Genomic DNA, 15930 nt, shown 5'->3' with positions numbered 1-15930 from the left:
TCCTTTCACGCTGGTAGCCATGCGGACAATTTTTGTAGGATAGGAGGACCAAAGACGTACAATCCGACGATGACAGACAATACGGCCGCAACCAGTACAGATCCGGCAGCCGCATCCTTGGCTGCTTTTGCCTTTTCGTGTCTCTCGGGTGAAGCGAGATCCACTGTTGCCTCGATTGCCGTGTTCATCAGCTCTAATGAAAAGACGAGCGCGATAGAAAAAAAGACCAGCAAAACATCGTTGCGGGAAATCTCCAACCACCACGCCATCACCAGCGCCACGATGGCTGCTGCGACGTGAATGCGCATGTTTCGCTGAGTCTTCACGGTATGGGCAATTCCTGCAAAGGCGTACGAAAAGCTGCGAATAAAGCTGCTCCATGCACGCAAGGTATATCGCCTACCTCGTCAAGCCAATTTTCTGCAGTACTTCCTCTTGACGGGAAAACATTTCTTTTTCTTCCTGCTCGGTTTGATGGTCATACCCGAGGAGATGGAGAAAGCCATGGACGGCCAAAAAGCCCAGCTCCCGCTCCAGTGAATGACCGTAATCCCGGGCTTGCTCCTCAGCCTTTGGCAACGAAATAATGATGTCGCCAAGCATGTTGGGAAATTGGTCAAGCTCTTCTTCGTCGATAAAAATGTCCATTTCGCCTTCTCCCGCCTCGTTCATGGCGAAAGACAGAACATCTGTTGGACGATCGACATTCCTGTACTCGCGGTTCAGCTCGTGTATGCGTTCATTGTTAACCAATGTGACGACCACTTCTCCGCTGACTTCTTCCCGCTCTGCTGCTTCCTGCAGACAGCGGACGATAAGGGCTTCGAGCTGCTCGCCAATCGGTTCGATTTCTTCGTGAAGGACTTCTACAGATAACACGAATGCTTGTCTCCTTTACCTGGTGCTGTGTTCTACTTCGTCTTTGGCGTACGCCTCGATAATTTTTTGAACCAGGCTGTGACGTACGACATCCGCCTCCTGGAAGCGGATAAAGGCGACGTCCGGGATAGGGCCGAGAATCCGCTCAGCCTCTCGCAATCCGGACTTTTTGCCCTTCGGCAGGTCGATCTGTGTCACGTCACCCGTAATCACCATCTTGGAGCCGAATCCAAGACGGGTCAAAAACATTTTCATCTGCTCCGGAGTGGTGTTCTGGGCCTCATCGAGAATGACAAAGCTGTCCTCCAGCGTGCGGCCGCGCATATACGCAAGAGGCGCCACCTCGATCAGTCCCCGCTCCATCATTTTTGCCACCTGCTCTACACCCAGCATGTCGTACAGTGCATCGTACAGCGGACGCAGATAAGGATCTACCTTTTCCTGCAGGTCGCCAGGCAAAAAACCGAGACTTTCCCCTGCTTCTACCGCAGGCCGTGTCAGGACGATCCGTTTGACTCGTCCATTTTTAAGAGCGCTGACTGCCATCACAACCGCCAGATACGTTTTTCCGGTACCCGCCGGTCCGATGCCAAACACGATATCATGCCGTTTCATTTCGGATAAATAATGGCGCTGTCCCAGTGTCTTGGCGCGAATCAGTTTTCCTTTCTGCGTCCGAGCCACTTCCTCCTCGTAGACATGGAGCAGCTGTTCAACCTCTCCATTTTCGAGAAATTGCAGCGCGTACGATACGTCACGCTCAGAAAGGGGGATGCCTCTGCGGATCAGCTGAAGCAAAACGGAAAACAAGCGAGACAGCTTATCCACCTCTGCCTTGTCACCAGCGATGAGGACCTCACCACTTCGGGAAATGATTTTTGCAGTTGTTTTTTCTTCAATGATTTTTAGATACGCATCGTGGGGTCCAAACAACAGTAGTGCTTCAGATGCATCAGCAAACGGGATTTTTACCTCTTCTTGTACGTGCAACAGGCTTCCATCTCCTTGCAGCAGTAATCATATGTTAGGGAGCTGGATCAGGCGAGGGCGGCGAGGCCACAATCGGCTGTTCCTCAGCAATATCTTCGATGACAGAAAAATGAATGCTCAAGTAAACTTTACCATTCTCTCTCTTGACGTGCAAAACTTTTTCGTCTCGAATGGCCGCATCCGCTCCCGCTTTTTGCAAGATATCCTCGCGTGCGATCTGTTGGGCCAAAGCGATTGCCTCCTCTTGGCTGAGCTCCTGCGCGACCGGCTCTACCTCCGCATGCGTAACGGTCTTCCAGCCGATGGGAATCGAGAACCCGGCTATCGAAGGCGAATACCTTTCTTCGGAGGACTCCGCTTTTGCAAATGGCTCGATTTGCCACGGCCAAATCTGCAGCGCGTATGGCCCGACCAGCAAGTACTGGTGTTCTTGCTTTTCCCCCGTGTAGCGGTATTGGGAACGGGTTAGCGGAACGGAGACGTTGCTGATATACCAGACTTCTCCTTTTACAGTCCCTTTGGCTGCCACTGCCTTTTGCCGTTGATCATTCCCGATGATCCCTGAAATGAGGATTTGTCCTTTATTGACAACCTGATTGACCGTCACCGCTTTCTTGCCTGCCTCTGGCAAAATGGTGGAAATGACCGCCCGCTTCTTTGCCACCAGATGGCGTGGCCCGATCGGATCAGGCAACTCCTGTTCCTCCTTCTCGACCACCTGGATGATCGCCTTCGTTCCCTGGATGTTCACCCATATCCAGGAGGCTTGCGGAATCAGCTTCATCATCTCCCGCCGTATTTCCTGCGGTTCTTTTAGTTTGGCCTTCCATACCCCTTCTTTAATCCCTACTTGTTCTGCTGCCTTGGCCACCATTTCCGGATGGAGCTTTTTGGTCCCCACTACCTCTATTTGCCAAACGAATGAGGAGAGCATGTACAATCCGAAGAAAAACAAAGCGACACCCGTGATAAAACCCGCTTTTTTCCGCAAACGAAACAGCCAAAACGGAAATCCCTCCCGCTTTTGCACATGCACCCGGCAGCCCGTCTCCTTTAAAAGCGGCCGCAAGCGAAAGTAATCCTGAAGCAGGATATCACAACTGCTGACCTCTGTACCGACCCTGCGAATGTTCCATACCTGTATTCCCTGTCGCACTGCCATGTTGAGGAACCTTTCAAAACGTTTGCCACGGACCGTAATCGTGATATGTCCGTTCATCCATTCCTGCAGTCCATTGCGCATGCTAGTCCCCACTTTCCTCGCGTATTCACCCTCATCCCCGCCGGGAATGGCAGACCACTGGCTCATCGGTGGCCCCCCATCCTTCCTGCGAGTCCGACTTACGTTTTCTCGAGAAATTTCACCCCGCCGATCCTGCCTTCCAATAGCACTTCTTCGGGTAAAATGGCGCGGATGACCAGTTGCTCTCCCGTCACAATCAGTTGACCGTTGGTTAACAGTAAACGGAGCTCCTTCTCACTGAAGTGGAGAACTCCGCGGTGGTTTTCAATATACATCTGCAAATGACCAATCATGGTGATGCGCGGGACTTCGAGAACCACATCCTGCGGCAAATCCAGCACTCCTACTGCCAGATTACGCAACCGGCGGCTCCATCGCCTCATGAGTAAGCCCCCCCTTTCGCTGACGCATCTATGGAGTATGGAGAAAGAAAATCGTCAAAGACAAGACAGCATCGTGCCCGCAATTCTTCTCTTATAACCGTATGCGGCATAGCCGGAGGAACATGCAGAAAACTTCATGTCACAAACGAAACGATAGGCGAGAGGACCAAAAGGCAGCCAAAATAAAAAAAGCCCGTCACTCCATGCGAGGAGGAGCAGGCTAGTTCTATCATCCTTGATGAACGGGTTGTTTGGAACCCTTCGAGGATCGCGAGGCCGCTTTCCACTTTTTCAGTACACGCTTTACTTTTTCAGCCGTACAACCGCAGGCGATTGCTGTCTCGTAGATGGATTTTTTTTCATAAATCACCAGCCGAATCACTTTCTGTCGAAATCGGCTCATCCCTTCCAATGCCTGTGGATTCATCCTTTTCTACCCCTTATCTTTTCTAAATATTGTAATTCTTTTCCTTCTTTAAGAATAGGAGATGGATGCAATCGACACAAGTAGTGTTATTCGATATCTTTCGACAGCGAAATCTACCAAAGGGAAGCCTTCTATGGAAAAAAGAAGAGCTGCCCTGCATGCAGTCTCTTCTGCTTTACAGGACAGCCCCTGCGGCCAAAACAGGTTTACAAGCTTCTTCTCGCTGGAAGATGGGGAGTGCGCGCTCGAGGTGGGCCATAAATCATCGCCCACTTCATCCCTTCCCGAGGATCGAACGTATCGTGCTGCTCTTCCTCACGCGAAACTGCAGGAGCGCTTGCAGACTCTTTTCTCTCCAGCGGACGTTCTGCCTCAACAGCGGTTTCCAGTGTCACCAAATGCTCCGACTCTTGCCACCCCTCAGTCTGTACGCTGCTTTCCATAGCAGGTGCCGCTTCAGGTCGAGGCTCAAGCGATGTGACGGTCCGCCTTTCTTCCTGCTCTTGCTCCCACGGCCATCCGCCGCCATCCGCTGGTGTAAGCACCGGGCGGGGAGCGGGTTTTTGATTCGGCTTTTTATTTCCTTTCAGACCTAACAGCTTATAGCCCAAGTAGCCCAGTATGACAAACCAGAACTTGCCGATCAGCGGAATTGCCCAACCCAGCAGATCAAATAAGAGCTCCAGGAGATCGTCCATGATCCCGGCCTCTACTTCTTGTCATCCGGCGGGGTAATCGGTTTCTGTTTTTCACCCGCATGACCGAATGATTGACGCATCTGGGTATCCGCTGAAATATTTTGCAGGTTGTAGTAATCCATTACGCCCATTTTGCCGCTTTTCAAAGCCTCGGACAAAGCGAGTGGCACTTGCGCCTCCGCTTCCACTACTTTTGCTTTCATCTCTTCTACGCGGGCTTTCATTTCCTGTTCGGTTGCGACAGCCATCGCGCGGCGCTCTTCGGCTTTTGCCTGGGCAATGCGTTTGTCCGCCTCTGCCTGATCGGTCTGAAGCTGTGCCCCGATGTTTTTCCCTACATCTACATCTGCAATGTCGATGGACAGGATTTCAAAAGCGGTACCAGCGTCCAACCCTTTGTTCAATACCGTTTGGGAAATTCTGTCCGGATTCTCCAGCACGTCTTTATGCGCCTCGGAAGAACCGATTGTCGTCACAATTCCTTCTCCTACACGAGCAATGATCGTCTCTTCGCCTGCACCCCCGACGAGTCGGTCGATATTGGCACGCACGGTTACCTTTGCTTTCGCTTTTACTTCAATACCGTTCTTGGCCATCGCGGCTACGATTGGCGTTTCGATTACCTTCGGATTGACGCTCATTTGGACCGCTTGAAGCACGTCGCGGCCAGCCAGGTCAATCGCGGCCGCACGCTCGAAGCCAAGCGGAATATCCGCACGCTGCGCGGCAACCAGGGCATCAACAACGCGGTCTACGTTACCGCCGGCGAGATAGTGACTCTCCAGTTGATTGGTGTCCAGCTCAAGCCCTGCTTTTCTTGCCTTGATCAACGGATTGACGATCCGCGACGGGATAACCCGGCGCAGGCGCATAGCCACCAGTGTAATGATCCCGATCCGAACGCCGGACGCCAATGCAGATATCCAGAGCATGACCGGGACGAACGAGAAGAAGATGGACAGGACAACAATTGCCACTGCCACCATAAAAATAAGAGGAATTAATCCGCTTTCCAACATGTACAATCTACTCCTTTTGATCGATTTCCTGAACGACTACCCGAGTTCCCTCAACTTGGCTCACGACTATTTGCGAACCAGCGGCGATAAATCCGCCTGCGCTGACTGCGTCAATCCGCTTGCCATCAATCTTCACGACACCGGCCGGACGAAGCGGCGTCAGTGCCACACCGTTTTTGTTCAACAAATCGCGCTGGTCTTTCGGGGCGACGTATCCCGCTTCGTTTCGCTGAACCTCACCTAGGATAAACTTGCTGAAAAGGCCTTTTATCCCATACTTCTTGATGAGAATGAGCATGACGATAACCGTGACCAGAACGGCAATACCCAAAGACGCAAGCCCTTGCTGCGTGTCGTAAGCCGCCATGATCAAACCGGTGACGATACTGATAAAACCAATGGCTCCCACAATTCCGCCCGGCAAAAAGATTTCCATGATCATCAGCAAAATACCGAGGACGAACAGGGCGATGTGCAGCCAGGTGGCAAAACCTGCCACGTAATGCCCGAAGAAGTACAGGCCAAAGGCACACAGCGATATCGTCCCCGCCACACCAAAGCCTGGCGCAAACAATTCAACGACGATTCCGACCAGGCCGACAATCAGCAGCAGACTCATGACGACCGGACTTGTAACGACACGGGCGACACGCTCTCCCACTGTAGGCTCGATGGTCTGCAGGCTGTCCGCCTGAACACCCAGGTACGAAAGCAATTCTGCTTTGCCCGACACCACCTGATCGGCATATCCGAGCTCTTTGGCCCGTTCTGCCCCGAGCGAGAGGACGGTCCCCTTGCCTTTCAGCCCGGGATACTCTTTGTCGATCTCTACCATTGCACGGGCTACCTCTTCGTTTCGCCCGTTCAGCGCTGCTGCTTGGGCCATTTTTTCAGACCAGCCGGAAATGAGCTTCACGTCCGCCGCATTTCCTGCCAGATCGATTGGAGTGGCTGCCCCGATGCTGCTGCCGGGCGTCATCACAATCTCGTTTGCATTCAGGGCTATATAGGTTCCCGCAGAGAAAGCCTGATTGTCGATATAGGCGACTACGTGAACCGGGGATTGCCTGATCAGCTGCCCGATCGAATCGGCAGCTCCGATCTCGCCGCCCGGCGTGTTGATGTGCAGGACAATCAGGTCGGCCTGCTGGCTTTCCGCTTCGGCGAACGCTCTTTTTAGGAAACTTCCCAAGCCTTGCTCGATCTCATGCTCCACAGGGATCCAGTAAGCCTTGTGATAAGTTTTGGCATCGGCCAAATGTCCGGTGGTAAAACCCAAAATCGCTACAGCAATGCAAATGACTGACAGTAATAGCCGCAGAGGGTTCACCGTACGCCTCATTGAACGCATCCCATATACCTCCTTTCTTCGATTGCCTCAGATGTCAGCTACTAAGGGTATACGGAATACATCCCTAATCGTTTCATTTTTCCTTTGTTCATTGTCAGGATCGGCATTTTCACGCAAAATATCCCGCTTCTGGAAGCTTTTCGCTGCAAAAAAAGAAAAACCCAGTCGTTTGAAGACTGAGTTTTTCTGTCGTATCTATATGAGGTTGTTCCTTTTTTACGTTGGTAGTTCCTCAGATACTATCTTTTGCACGAGTGTACCGTCAGCTTTTCCCTTTACTTTTGGCATGATGACGCCCATTACCTTGCCCATCTCCTTTTTGGAAGAGGCACCGGTGGAAGCAATCGCTTCCCGGACAATCTCACGAACTTCGTTTTCACTCAGTTGTACAGGCAAATAAGCTGAAAGCACTTCAATTTCTTCTCGTGTTTTTTCGGCCAGATCCAAACGGCCGCCTTTTTCAAACTCATGGAGGGATTCACGGCGCTGTTTTAACTCACGGGTCAAGATGGTCAGCTCTTCGTCTTCAGACAACTGTCTACCTTTGTTAATCTCTTCGTTCTGGAACGCAGCTTTCACCATGCGAATAACAGAGAGTTTTAGCGCAGCTTTGTCCTTCATCGCTTGCTTCATATCTTGATTGAGTCGCTCCATTACACTCATGATGGGCCCTCCGTCAATTAATACTTGCGCTTACGAGCTGCTTCGGATTTTTTCTTGCGCTTAATGCTTGGCTTTTCAAAGTGGCGACGTTTACGCAGTTCCGCCATCACCCCAGATTTGGCGCTCTCACGCTTGAAGCGGCGAAGTGCGCTATCCAAAGACTCGTTTTTCTTGACTCGAATTTCTGCCATCTGTCTTCCCTCCCTCCGCTAAAACCGTGGGACACCTGTTACCAACAGACTGTCACACTTCATTATAGGACAGAAAACCAAGGCAGGTCAACCTTTCTTTCCAACTTATTCTTGGAAACCTGCCATAAAGTGATAGTGAATATGGAAAACTTCCTGTCCGGCTGATTTTCCGCAGTTGTTTACGAGACGGAATCCGTCCAGCTTCAATTTTTCCGCAAGATGCTGTGCAACCTTGTGAATATGAGCAATCAGCGGCAAATCCTCTTCCTTTGCATCCATCAACGTAGGAATCGGCTTTCTCGGAATGATCAGGAGGTGGACCTTCGCTTTGGGTGCGATGTCGTGAATCACGATCACCCTGTCATCTTCATATTCAAACCTGGCTGGAATTTCTTTATCCATGATACGCGAAAAAATGCTTTTTTCCATCGGGGAAATCTCCTCCTGCCCGCACATATTCTCATTTCAGAAGCTGTATGTATTGGTAAGATGCCGAGGCCTTCCTCCAAACTAGTATTATGATAGCCGAGTTCCTCCGGGAAATGCAATGTCCGCCCGCCAAAAGGTCGTTTATGCGGACAAAAAAGCCTTGCGGTGTCAGGACAGGAATGGTAGCATGGCTTCGTAGTTTTCCCCGGTATAGTCCGCATCTTTTTTCTATACCGTCCGTGGTCAACAGCGAACGCTGCGCTGCCATGAATTTCTCATCAGAGACAAACGTATCATCAAAGCGTGCGGTCGCCGTTGAGCACGGGAAAAATGTCGAGGCGTTTCGATCCCCGCGGAAATGGGGACATTATGCACGCAAAAAGGAGATTGTTTACATGAAGCCAATGAAACTGGAACAGATCGCCGTCATGGCAGAAGGTCTGGTTTTGTCAGGTGATCCCGCCCTCGCTCTGACCTCTGTTCATTTTGACACGCGGCAGTTGGATGCTGGCGCACTGTTTGTAGCGATTCAAGGTGTACGAGACGGACACGATTACCTCCTGCAAGCGGTTGAAAGGGGAGCACAGGCTGCCATCATCTCCAATCAGCAAAAAATCCCGGAGAATCTGCCGGAAGGCTTTGGACTGATCCTGGTCAACGATACGCTTCGCGCCTTTCAGAAGCTGGCCAAAAATTATCGCAGGCTCTTTCCGATTCCGATGGTTGCCGTTACAGGCAGCATAGGCAAAACGACGACAAAGGATATCGTCTCGCACGTTCTGGAAAGCAAGCTCTCGATCCATAAAACGTATAAAAATCTGAACAACCACCTGGGTGTGCCGTATTCCCTGCTGCAGCTTGCGGACAGCCATCAGGCCGCCGTTCTGGAGCTCGGCATGAATCATGCCGGAGAGATTGATCTGCTCGCCTCTTTAGTAAAGCCTCGCATCAGTGTCATCACGTACATCGGTGAATCCCATCTGGAATTTTTCGGTTCCCGGGAAAAAATCGCGCTGGCCAAGGCAGAGCTGCTGCCCCATACGGATCCCGACGGCTTTGTTCTGTTAAACGGCGACAATGAATACTTGCGCAAAATCGCTCATTTGTACCCTGGCAAGGTTCTCACCTACTCGGTCGAGGGTCCGGCGGATATTTGGGCGGAACGCATAACGGCGGAAGAGAACGGCATGGCATTTGACGTCTGTTTTCGGGGAGGAGACCGTTTTTCCGCATTCCTCCCGCTTTTCGGAAGCCACAATGTGTTGAACGCGCTGCCTGCTGTAGCGATCGCACGCCATTTTGGAATGACCGACGAGGAGATTATCCGGGCTTTGGCCGCTGTAAAGCTGTCCGCCATGCGCTTTGAACGGAAAAATTCCGTCACCGGCGCGGTTTATATCAGCGATGCCTACAATGCCAGCCCCACATCGATGGAAGCGGCTGTCTCCACCTTTGCTGACATCCTGCCAGATCGCACGAAAGTATTGGTATTGGGGGAAATGTACGAGCTTGGTCCGGACAGCGGAGAGATGCATGCACAGGTTGGCCGTTTTGCCAGCAAGCTGCGCGACCGGTTCTCGCTGCTGGTAGCCATCGGAGAGCTGGCCCGTCCCCTGTACGAGGCATACGAAGGCGAGAAGCGCTTCTTCGCTGCGAAGGAAGAAGCTGCGGATTTGCTGGCTTCCCTCTGCGACAGCTCGCATGCCTTTTTGTTCAAGGCCTCGCGCGGAATGGAGCTGTGGACGCTCCTGGAGGAAATCGAGAAGCGACAAGGATAAAAAAAGCCCCGGAATGGGGCTTTTTCTGTATCAACTATACAACTCTACTGTTCGACAACATGTCGGTATTCATTGAGTTTGTCAGGCGAAAACGCGGAGTAATACATAGAGGCCAGGTCAGCAACATAGACAGATTTTCCGTCTTGCGACCATCCGATTACCCGGATATTGTCAATGGCAGACAAGTAGGGACTCCATTTATTCTCTCCGATTCCTCCGAAAGGATAGAGAAAGCTGCTCGGCTCCTTTTGATAGCGGATCATCATGTAGCTGTCCTGGGCATTGGAGGGGCGGAAAAACCATTCCGCTGCGAAAGCATGCCCTTTCGGCGACCAGACAATCTTGTCGATGAATTGCTCCATGATCGGCAGATGGGACTGTTTTTGCTGCATTACTTTTTTGCCTGTTTGAAGATCAAGGAAATACTCCTCGTTCTGTGTTCTGACATACTTGTACTTCATGTCACTGGAATACGACGGAAAAGCACTTAGCTTGTGCTCGTATTTGAGCCCGGTCGGAAGGTCGAGCTCCTTGTAGGCGGCGTTCGTTTTATAAAACAGCTTGCGCGATGTCGGCATCCAGTACAGGCTTTGAACATCCCGGCTGTAGCTGGGAGTCATCGCAAACCGGTCATTTATTTTCATTTTCAGAGTGGGAACATGCTGCAGATACAAGTGATACCGCACCTGCTCATCTGTGCCTTTCAGGTCCTTTCGGATAAAAGCGAGATATTCTTCATCAGGTGCAACCAGGAAGTCTGTGATCGGATACGCAGCGGATGCGTGCACCAGAACCTTCTTTTGCCCTGTTGCAGGCTCGAACAGCACCAACTGTTCGTTTTCCAGCATATACAACAGATCTTTGCGGGGAGACCACTTGGCGAAGCCGGGGAGCTTCACCAGCTTTTTTGTCTGCAAGTTGTAGAGATACGGGACGGTTGCATCCTGTTTCGAAAAGCCGATTTTCTCCCCGTAAACGTAGCGGCCCGATGGGGAAATAGCGGCTCTGTGCATCGCCGGCATCTGACCTACAGCCTTGATTGCTCTGCCGTCACCGCTTATTTTGTAAATTTCTGTTGGCGGCTCCTGGGGTTTGGGGGATGGCTGAACGGCCGAGGCCGCGGGAATCGAACCGCCGAGCAGTAATGCCATTGTCAAATAAGTAAGCAATAATCGCTTCATGGCAGAGTGACTTCCTTTCTCGTTATGTGTATCGTTTTTCCAGCTCTTTTATAGACGCCCTACTTCCCTGTTTGTTTCACTTCCACTGCAAAAAGATCTGGCAACGGCCTTCTCTGGTCGGCAGAACATAAAAAGAGCGCCTGTCGCGCTCTTTTTCATGCTTGTCTATTGATGTGACTGCCTGCTATTCCAATTCTTCGGCATCCACGATATTTCGTTGTTTGTCCGCATGCCGCTCCAGACCGAGCGTGACCAGTCTGTCGATCAGTTCGCTGTAGCTGATACCGGACTCCTGGAACAGCAACGGATACATGCTGAATGGCGTAAATCCGGGCATTGTGTTCACTTCGTTGATGTACAGGCGATCATTGGCTTCGTCCCAGAAGAAGTCAACCCGGGATAGGCCCGAACCGTCCAAGGCGCGGAATGCCGTTTTCGCCATTTCTGCCATCCGCTCGGCCACATGAGCGGGCACCTCCGCCGGTATCTGAAGTTCTGTACCCGCACCCTTGTATTTTGCTTCGTAATCGTAAAATTCTTTGGCTGCAATGACTTCACCTACCGCAGAGGTAAGCAGCTCCTCATTGCCGAGCACGCCGATCTCCAGTTCGCGTGCCTTTACAGCCTCCTCCACGACCAGACGGCGGTCAAACTTGGCTGCCAGGTTCATCGCTTCGATCAGTTGATCGCGGTCCTTCGCTTTGCTGACTCCCACACTGGAACCCATATTGGCCGGCTTCACAAAACAAGGGTAGCCCAGCTTCTCTTCGATCTGCCTGATAGTCTCTTCCTGCTTTTGTTCCCACTCGGAACGCAGCACGCCAACATAGTTTACTTGAGGCAAACCGGCCTGGGCAAACACGTTTTTCATCATCCATTTGTCCATCCCTACCGCAGATGCCATCACTCCGGCACCTACATAAGGGATATTTGCCAGCTCAAGCAACCCCTGAATCGTCCCGTCTTCCCCGTTTGGTCCATGTACGACGGGAAAAATCACGTCAATTTCCTGCCCGATCGAAAAGACGGATGCTGGACGAACGGCGGCTACAAGCTGCCCTTCCGCTGAATCTTCTGGCTGCTGACTGCCTCCGTCCGACAAGCGCAGCGAATCAACCGCTTCCGGCAATTGTCCGGACAGCGTCGCTCCTTTTACCCAACTGCCGTCCAATTGTACGTAGACCGGCATGATCTCATATTTATCAGCATCAACCGCCTTCATAATAGACATGGCGGTTCGCAGCGAAACTTCATGTTCCGAGGACTTTCCTCCGTAGATGATTCCAAGTCGTATTTTGTTCCCCATGAACCTTTGCTCCTTTCGCCTCTGCGCGGGCAGAGAGCCTACCCGTATCTCATTCTCTCCCATGGTATGCAAACGCCCTATTTTCTTCTACTCACAAGGCTAATCCATCATCCAGCATACACAATCCCCCTCTCAAATACAAGGGACGTCACGAAAGCACCGCCTGACATTGCTCCTCATATTCTGTAACCAAACAGACATGGAGAATCCTTTACGGGAGGTATGTCCATGAGGGATTATCTGCTTTTTTGCAACTACTGCCGCATGTTTACGCTGCTCCACAGCTACAATCGGGAGACGGGCATGTTTTTAGGCGAGTACTCCCTTTTGCACAACGAGTACACCCGCAACAGCATCGTTCTGAATCGATTTTTACTGGCTCATGTCGGGCATGTGATGCGAGTGATCCCCTCCAAAACAGAGGAATTCCAGGAGATTATTTGCACGGCCGCCCATTTTCTGCAGGACGATATCGACAAGTTCGTCGAGGAAAGTCTGGCGCTTGAAAAATACAAGGAGAGAGATCGGCGAAGCGAACGGGAAATCGGGTTGGTCCAGTTGTATATACTGGAGCATCTGCTCGTACACGAACTGGAAAATATCACGGAGATTCGCGCTTCAACCCCGGCAGAAGGACAAGTTCTGCTCGGCAGGGAGCTCGGTCTGAAACGCGCCCTCGAGCTTCTCAGGAGCGCGCTGGCGGAAAAACAGGCACTGGAGTAGGCACTCTTCTTGCAACTTTGCCAGCTAGAGATACGTATAGATTGATAGAGAAATAGCCGCAGGGAGGTCGTGCCATGTTTGAATACAAGTTCGTCCGCGTCGAGTTGTCCCCTTTCCGCCGCCGTCCCAAGCAGGATTATCAGGCGATTGTAGCCGAGCACGCCAGACAGGGCTGGAGATTAGTACAGATTTTCGCTCCGGCAACAGGCGGCGAGGGTGCCGCCATGTACTTTGAACTTATCTTTGAAAAGCAAGCTTCCTCGTCTTGAGGTTCCGCTTTTAACGCTAAAAAGAGCGGGACATACGCTCCCGCTCTTTTTTGTTGCCTACCGCATGGCTATTTTCGATCGCGCACTTCAAAAATGGCGAATTTCAAGTAATGGGCTTCTTCTGCGCCGCTGATTTGCGGATGGTCTTTTCCCGCTCCCCGCCATTCGATCAGCCGCAAAATTTTCTTCGCATCCACCGCCGCTTCTTGAATCGTTTCCAAAAAGAGCTCGGGAGACATGTGATAGGAGCACGATGCGGTCACCAGAAACCCTCCCGGCCTCACCAGCTTCATCCCATGCAGATTGATGTCTTTGTACCCGCGGCAGGCACCCTTAACCGCTCCCCGTGACTTCGCAAACGCTGGCGGGTCCAAAATTACGACGTCCCATGAACGCTTGGCCTCTACGCTCTCCCGCAAATAGTCGAAGGCATTGGCTGTGACAAAATCGACACGATGCAGGAAACCGTTCAATGCGACATTCCGTCTGGCTGTCTCAATCGCAAGTTCGGAAATATCGAGGGCCGTCACTTTTTTCGCACCGTGCTTGCAGGCGTTCAACGTAAAGGAACCGGTATGGGTAAAGCACTCCAGCACTTCCGCTCCATCCCAAAACGGATTTTTGACGATTTTCCCCCTGCGGTCTACAGGGATAAGCATCTTTTCCCCATCTACGTCCACTTCCTGCATCGTAATTCCGTGAGCCTCTCCCCAGCCTTTCATCAGAGGAGCGATTGCCGCACGATTTTCCCGTTGGTCGTAGAAAAATCCGGTTTTTTGTCCCTCTACGATATCGACTACATACTTTAATCCATTCTCTTCGATCGTCACTTCCCGCGGACATTTGCCATACATCACTTCTTTGCTTTGGGTCAGGCCCTCCAGCTCACGGACAGGCACGTCATTTCGCAAATAGATGCCCGTCGGCGCAAATACCTCAACCAATGCATCCCGAATCCATTCCCGGCGCATTTCCATCCCGAGCGAAAGAATTTGGACGACCAAAATGTCTTCGTAGCGATCGACGATCAATCCTGGCAAAAAGTCTGCTTCTCCATAAATCACCCGGCAGGCCCGCGGATTATCCACAAATCGGGTACGAAACTCGGCAGCTTGTCTGATCCGGCGCAGGAAAAAAGAATAGTCGATCGTTTCCTGCGGGTCGTAGCTGAGAATGCGCACGATCATTTGCGAGGAGGGGTTGATATATCCTTTTGCCAAAAAGTGACCTTTGTGGTTCGTCACTTCTACTATATCCCCCGGTTCGACCTCTCCTGCAATTTCCATTACCTCTGACTGAAAAATCCACGGATGTCCCGTTTCCAGCCGTTTTTTCCTGTGTTGATGAAGCTTCACTTGTGCCACTTGGTGATCCTCCTTGTCATGCTCGTCTCGGTACAGGCATAGCGTAATATATAACCCGACAGGTAAGGAGGATCGCTTGTGATCGGTGCTGTCCTCGCTCCCTTTACGTTTGGACTGAGCTTTTTTCTATTGGGTATGTACGCCATGCGAACCGGCTTTCAGAATCTGGCCGGCAAACGCATGGCTGATTGGCTAGCCCGTTTTACCCGTACTCCTGTGCACAGCTTTTGGGTGGGGCTGCTCTCCACCTTTGTCCTGCAGAGCTCCAGCGCGGTAACGGTCTTGACCATCGGACTTACGCACGCAGGCATGATCGGCTTCGCCCAGACGGTGGGAATCATTCTCGGAACAAACGTTGGGACGACCGTAACGACTGAATTGATTGCCCTTCGCCTCGAGTCTTTTGCCGTGCCGATGCTGCTGGTAGGCGTCGCCATGTGGCTTCTGCCGCGCCGGCTGCCGCGCTGTATCGGGCTGGTCGTAGCGGGCTTTGGCTTGATCTTTCTCGGCATTGACACGATGCAGGTCATGGCCGGACCGCTCCAACAGTCCGATACGTTTCGCGCCTTGTTTCTGGAAAGCAGCCATTCCATCTGGCTCGGTTTACTCACGGGTACGATTTTTACGGCGTTGATCCACAGCAGCTCGGCTACCACCGCAATTACAATGGGGCTGATGTCCCATCACATTCTCTCGATGGAGACGGCCTTGGCGATTGTGCTTGGGGCCAACATCGGCACGTGCTTTACCGCCGTGATCGCGAGCTTTGGAACGAATGCTGCGTCCAGACAGGTGGCGTGGTGCCATACCTTGTTCAACGTTGCCGGTGCTCTCCTGTTTTTGCCGTTTCTTTCTCAGCTTGCCCTGGTCAGCGCATTTTTAACGGACAGTCCCTCGATGCAGATCGCTCATTCGCAGACGATCTTCAATGTCATCTGCTCGCTGGCTGCCCTGCCCTTTACTCGTCAAATTGCTGCGTTCGTCAGGTGGATGGTCCCTGACAAAAAAAGGACGTAAACGCGTTTCTGGCGTAAAA

General features: G+C 51.8%; 19 protein-coding genes. 4 read left to right on the top strand and 15 right to left on the bottom strand.

All coding sequences use genetic code 11. The annotated features are described in order from the left end of the window. Positions 1-5 precede the first annotated feature (5 nt). From NST96_RS10495 to NST96_RS10440, 12 genes are all read right to left on the bottom strand, one after another. The gene (locus tag NST96_RS10495; protein ID WP_003390622.1) at positions 6-389 is read right to left on the bottom strand and encodes a diacylglycerol kinase family protein; all 384 of its coding nucleotides are present in this window, start codon (positions 387-389) and stop codon (positions 6-8) included. A 10-nt stretch (positions 390-399) separates the two neighbouring features. Further along, on the bottom strand, positions 400-879 hold the full coding sequence (gene ybeY, locus NST96_RS10490; protein WP_003390624.1) for an rRNA maturation RNase YbeY: 480 nt from the start codon (positions 877-879) through the stop codon (positions 400-402). Between the two features lie 15 nt (positions 880-894). Further along, on the bottom strand, positions 895-1869 hold the full coding sequence (locus NST96_RS10485; protein ID WP_003390627.1) for a PhoH family protein: 975 nt from the start codon (positions 1867-1869) through the stop codon (positions 895-897). 34 nt (positions 1870-1903) lie between these two features. Then, complete coding sequence (gene yqfD, locus NST96_RS10480) at positions 1904-3178, bottom strand: sporulation protein YqfD (RefSeq protein WP_051567410.1); 1275 nt, start codon at positions 3176-3178, stop codon at positions 1904-1906. Between the two features lie 32 nt (positions 3179-3210). Further along, complete coding sequence (yqfC, locus tag NST96_RS10475) at positions 3211-3495, bottom strand: sporulation protein YqfC (RefSeq protein WP_003390630.1); 285 nt, start codon at positions 3493-3495, stop codon at positions 3211-3213. A 229-nt stretch (positions 3496-3724) separates the two neighbouring features. Beyond that, positions 3725-3922, bottom strand: coding sequence for a sigma-70 family RNA polymerase sigma factor (locus NST96_RS10470; protein ID WP_003390632.1), 198 nt, complete (start codon positions 3920-3922; stop codon positions 3725-3727). A 206-nt stretch (positions 3923-4128) separates the two neighbouring features. Beyond that, entirely contained in the window at positions 4129-4620 is a 492-nt protein-coding gene (locus tag NST96_RS10465) for a hypothetical protein (RefSeq protein ID WP_024984567.1), read from the bottom strand. An 11-nt stretch (positions 4621-4631) separates the two neighbouring features. After that, the gene (floA, locus tag NST96_RS10460; RefSeq protein WP_003390637.1) at positions 4632-5639 is read right to left on the bottom strand and encodes a flotillin-like protein FloA; all 1008 of its coding nucleotides are present in this window, start codon (positions 5637-5639) and stop codon (positions 4632-4634) included. Between the two features lie 7 nt (positions 5640-5646). Next, positions 5647-6990: a nodulation protein NfeD gene (locus tag NST96_RS10455; protein ID WP_122958714.1), complete on the bottom strand. Its 1344-nt coding sequence runs from the start codon at positions 6988-6990 to the stop codon at positions 5647-5649. Positions 6991-7206: 216 nt separating this feature from the next. Further along, complete coding sequence (locus NST96_RS10450) at positions 7207-7653, bottom strand: GatB/YqeY domain-containing protein (RefSeq protein WP_003390639.1); 447 nt, start codon at positions 7651-7653, stop codon at positions 7207-7209. 17 nt (positions 7654-7670) lie between these two features. Continuing rightward, positions 7671-7844: a 30S ribosomal protein S21 gene (gene rpsU / locus NST96_RS10445; protein WP_003390641.1), complete on the bottom strand. Its 174-nt coding sequence runs from the start codon at positions 7842-7844 to the stop codon at positions 7671-7673. Between the two features lie 105 nt (positions 7845-7949). Then, positions 7950-8273, bottom strand: a complete 324-nt coding sequence (locus NST96_RS10440; protein ID WP_003390643.1) for a histidine triad nucleotide-binding protein — start codon at positions 8271-8273, stop codon at positions 7950-7952. Positions 8274-8668: 395 nt separating this feature from the next. Between NST96_RS10440 and murF the strand changes: the two genes are divergently transcribed. Beyond that, complete coding sequence (gene murF / locus NST96_RS10435; RefSeq protein ID WP_003390645.1) at positions 8669-10051, top strand: UDP-N-acetylmuramoyl-tripeptide--D-alanyl-D-alanine ligase; 1383 nt, start codon at positions 8669-8671, stop codon at positions 10049-10051. A gap of 44 nt (positions 10052-10095) precedes the next feature. Here the strand turns inward: murF and NST96_RS10430 are convergent, their stop codons facing one another. Together NST96_RS10430 and NST96_RS10425 are read right to left on the bottom strand one after the other, a co-directional pair. After that, entirely contained in the window at positions 10096-11232 is a 1137-nt protein-coding gene (locus tag NST96_RS10430) for a hypothetical protein (RefSeq protein WP_243014367.1), read from the bottom strand. Positions 11233-11416: 184 nt separating this feature from the next. Then, on the bottom strand, positions 11417-12538 hold the full coding sequence (locus NST96_RS10425; RefSeq protein ID WP_003390650.1) for a D-alanine--D-alanine ligase: 1122 nt from the start codon (positions 12536-12538) through the stop codon (positions 11417-11419). Positions 12539-12766: 228 nt separating this feature from the next. On the opposite strand from NST96_RS10425, the gene NST96_RS10420 reads away from it, so the two are divergent. Then, complete coding sequence (locus tag NST96_RS10420; protein WP_003390653.1) at positions 12767-13261, top strand: hypothetical protein; 495 nt, start codon at positions 12767-12769, stop codon at positions 13259-13261. A 74-nt stretch (positions 13262-13335) separates the two neighbouring features. After that, entirely contained in the window at positions 13336-13530 is a 195-nt protein-coding gene (locus NST96_RS10415) for a DUF4177 domain-containing protein (RefSeq protein ID WP_003390655.1), read from the top strand. A gap of 68 nt (positions 13531-13598) precedes the next feature. Here NST96_RS10415 and NST96_RS10410 read toward each other — a convergent pair whose 3' ends face one another. Continuing rightward, positions 13599-14894 (bottom strand): class I SAM-dependent rRNA methyltransferase, encoded by a 1296-nt coding sequence (locus NST96_RS10410; protein WP_003390657.1) that lies wholly within the window; start codon positions 14892-14894, stop codon positions 13599-13601. Between the two features lie 78 nt (positions 14895-14972). On the opposite strand from NST96_RS10410, the gene NST96_RS10405 reads away from it, so the two are divergent. Further along, entirely contained in the window at positions 14973-15911 is a 939-nt protein-coding gene (locus NST96_RS10405; RefSeq protein ID WP_003390659.1) for a Na/Pi symporter, read from the top strand. Positions 15912-15930 lie beyond the last annotated feature (19 nt).

The organism is Brevibacillus sp. FSL K6-2834 (genome assembly GCF_038592925.1).
GTDB classification, from domain to species: Bacteria; Bacillota; Bacilli; order Brevibacillales; family Brevibacillaceae; genus Brevibacillus; species Brevibacillus borstelensis.
This window is presented reverse-complemented; position numbering and strand designations above follow the sequence as displayed.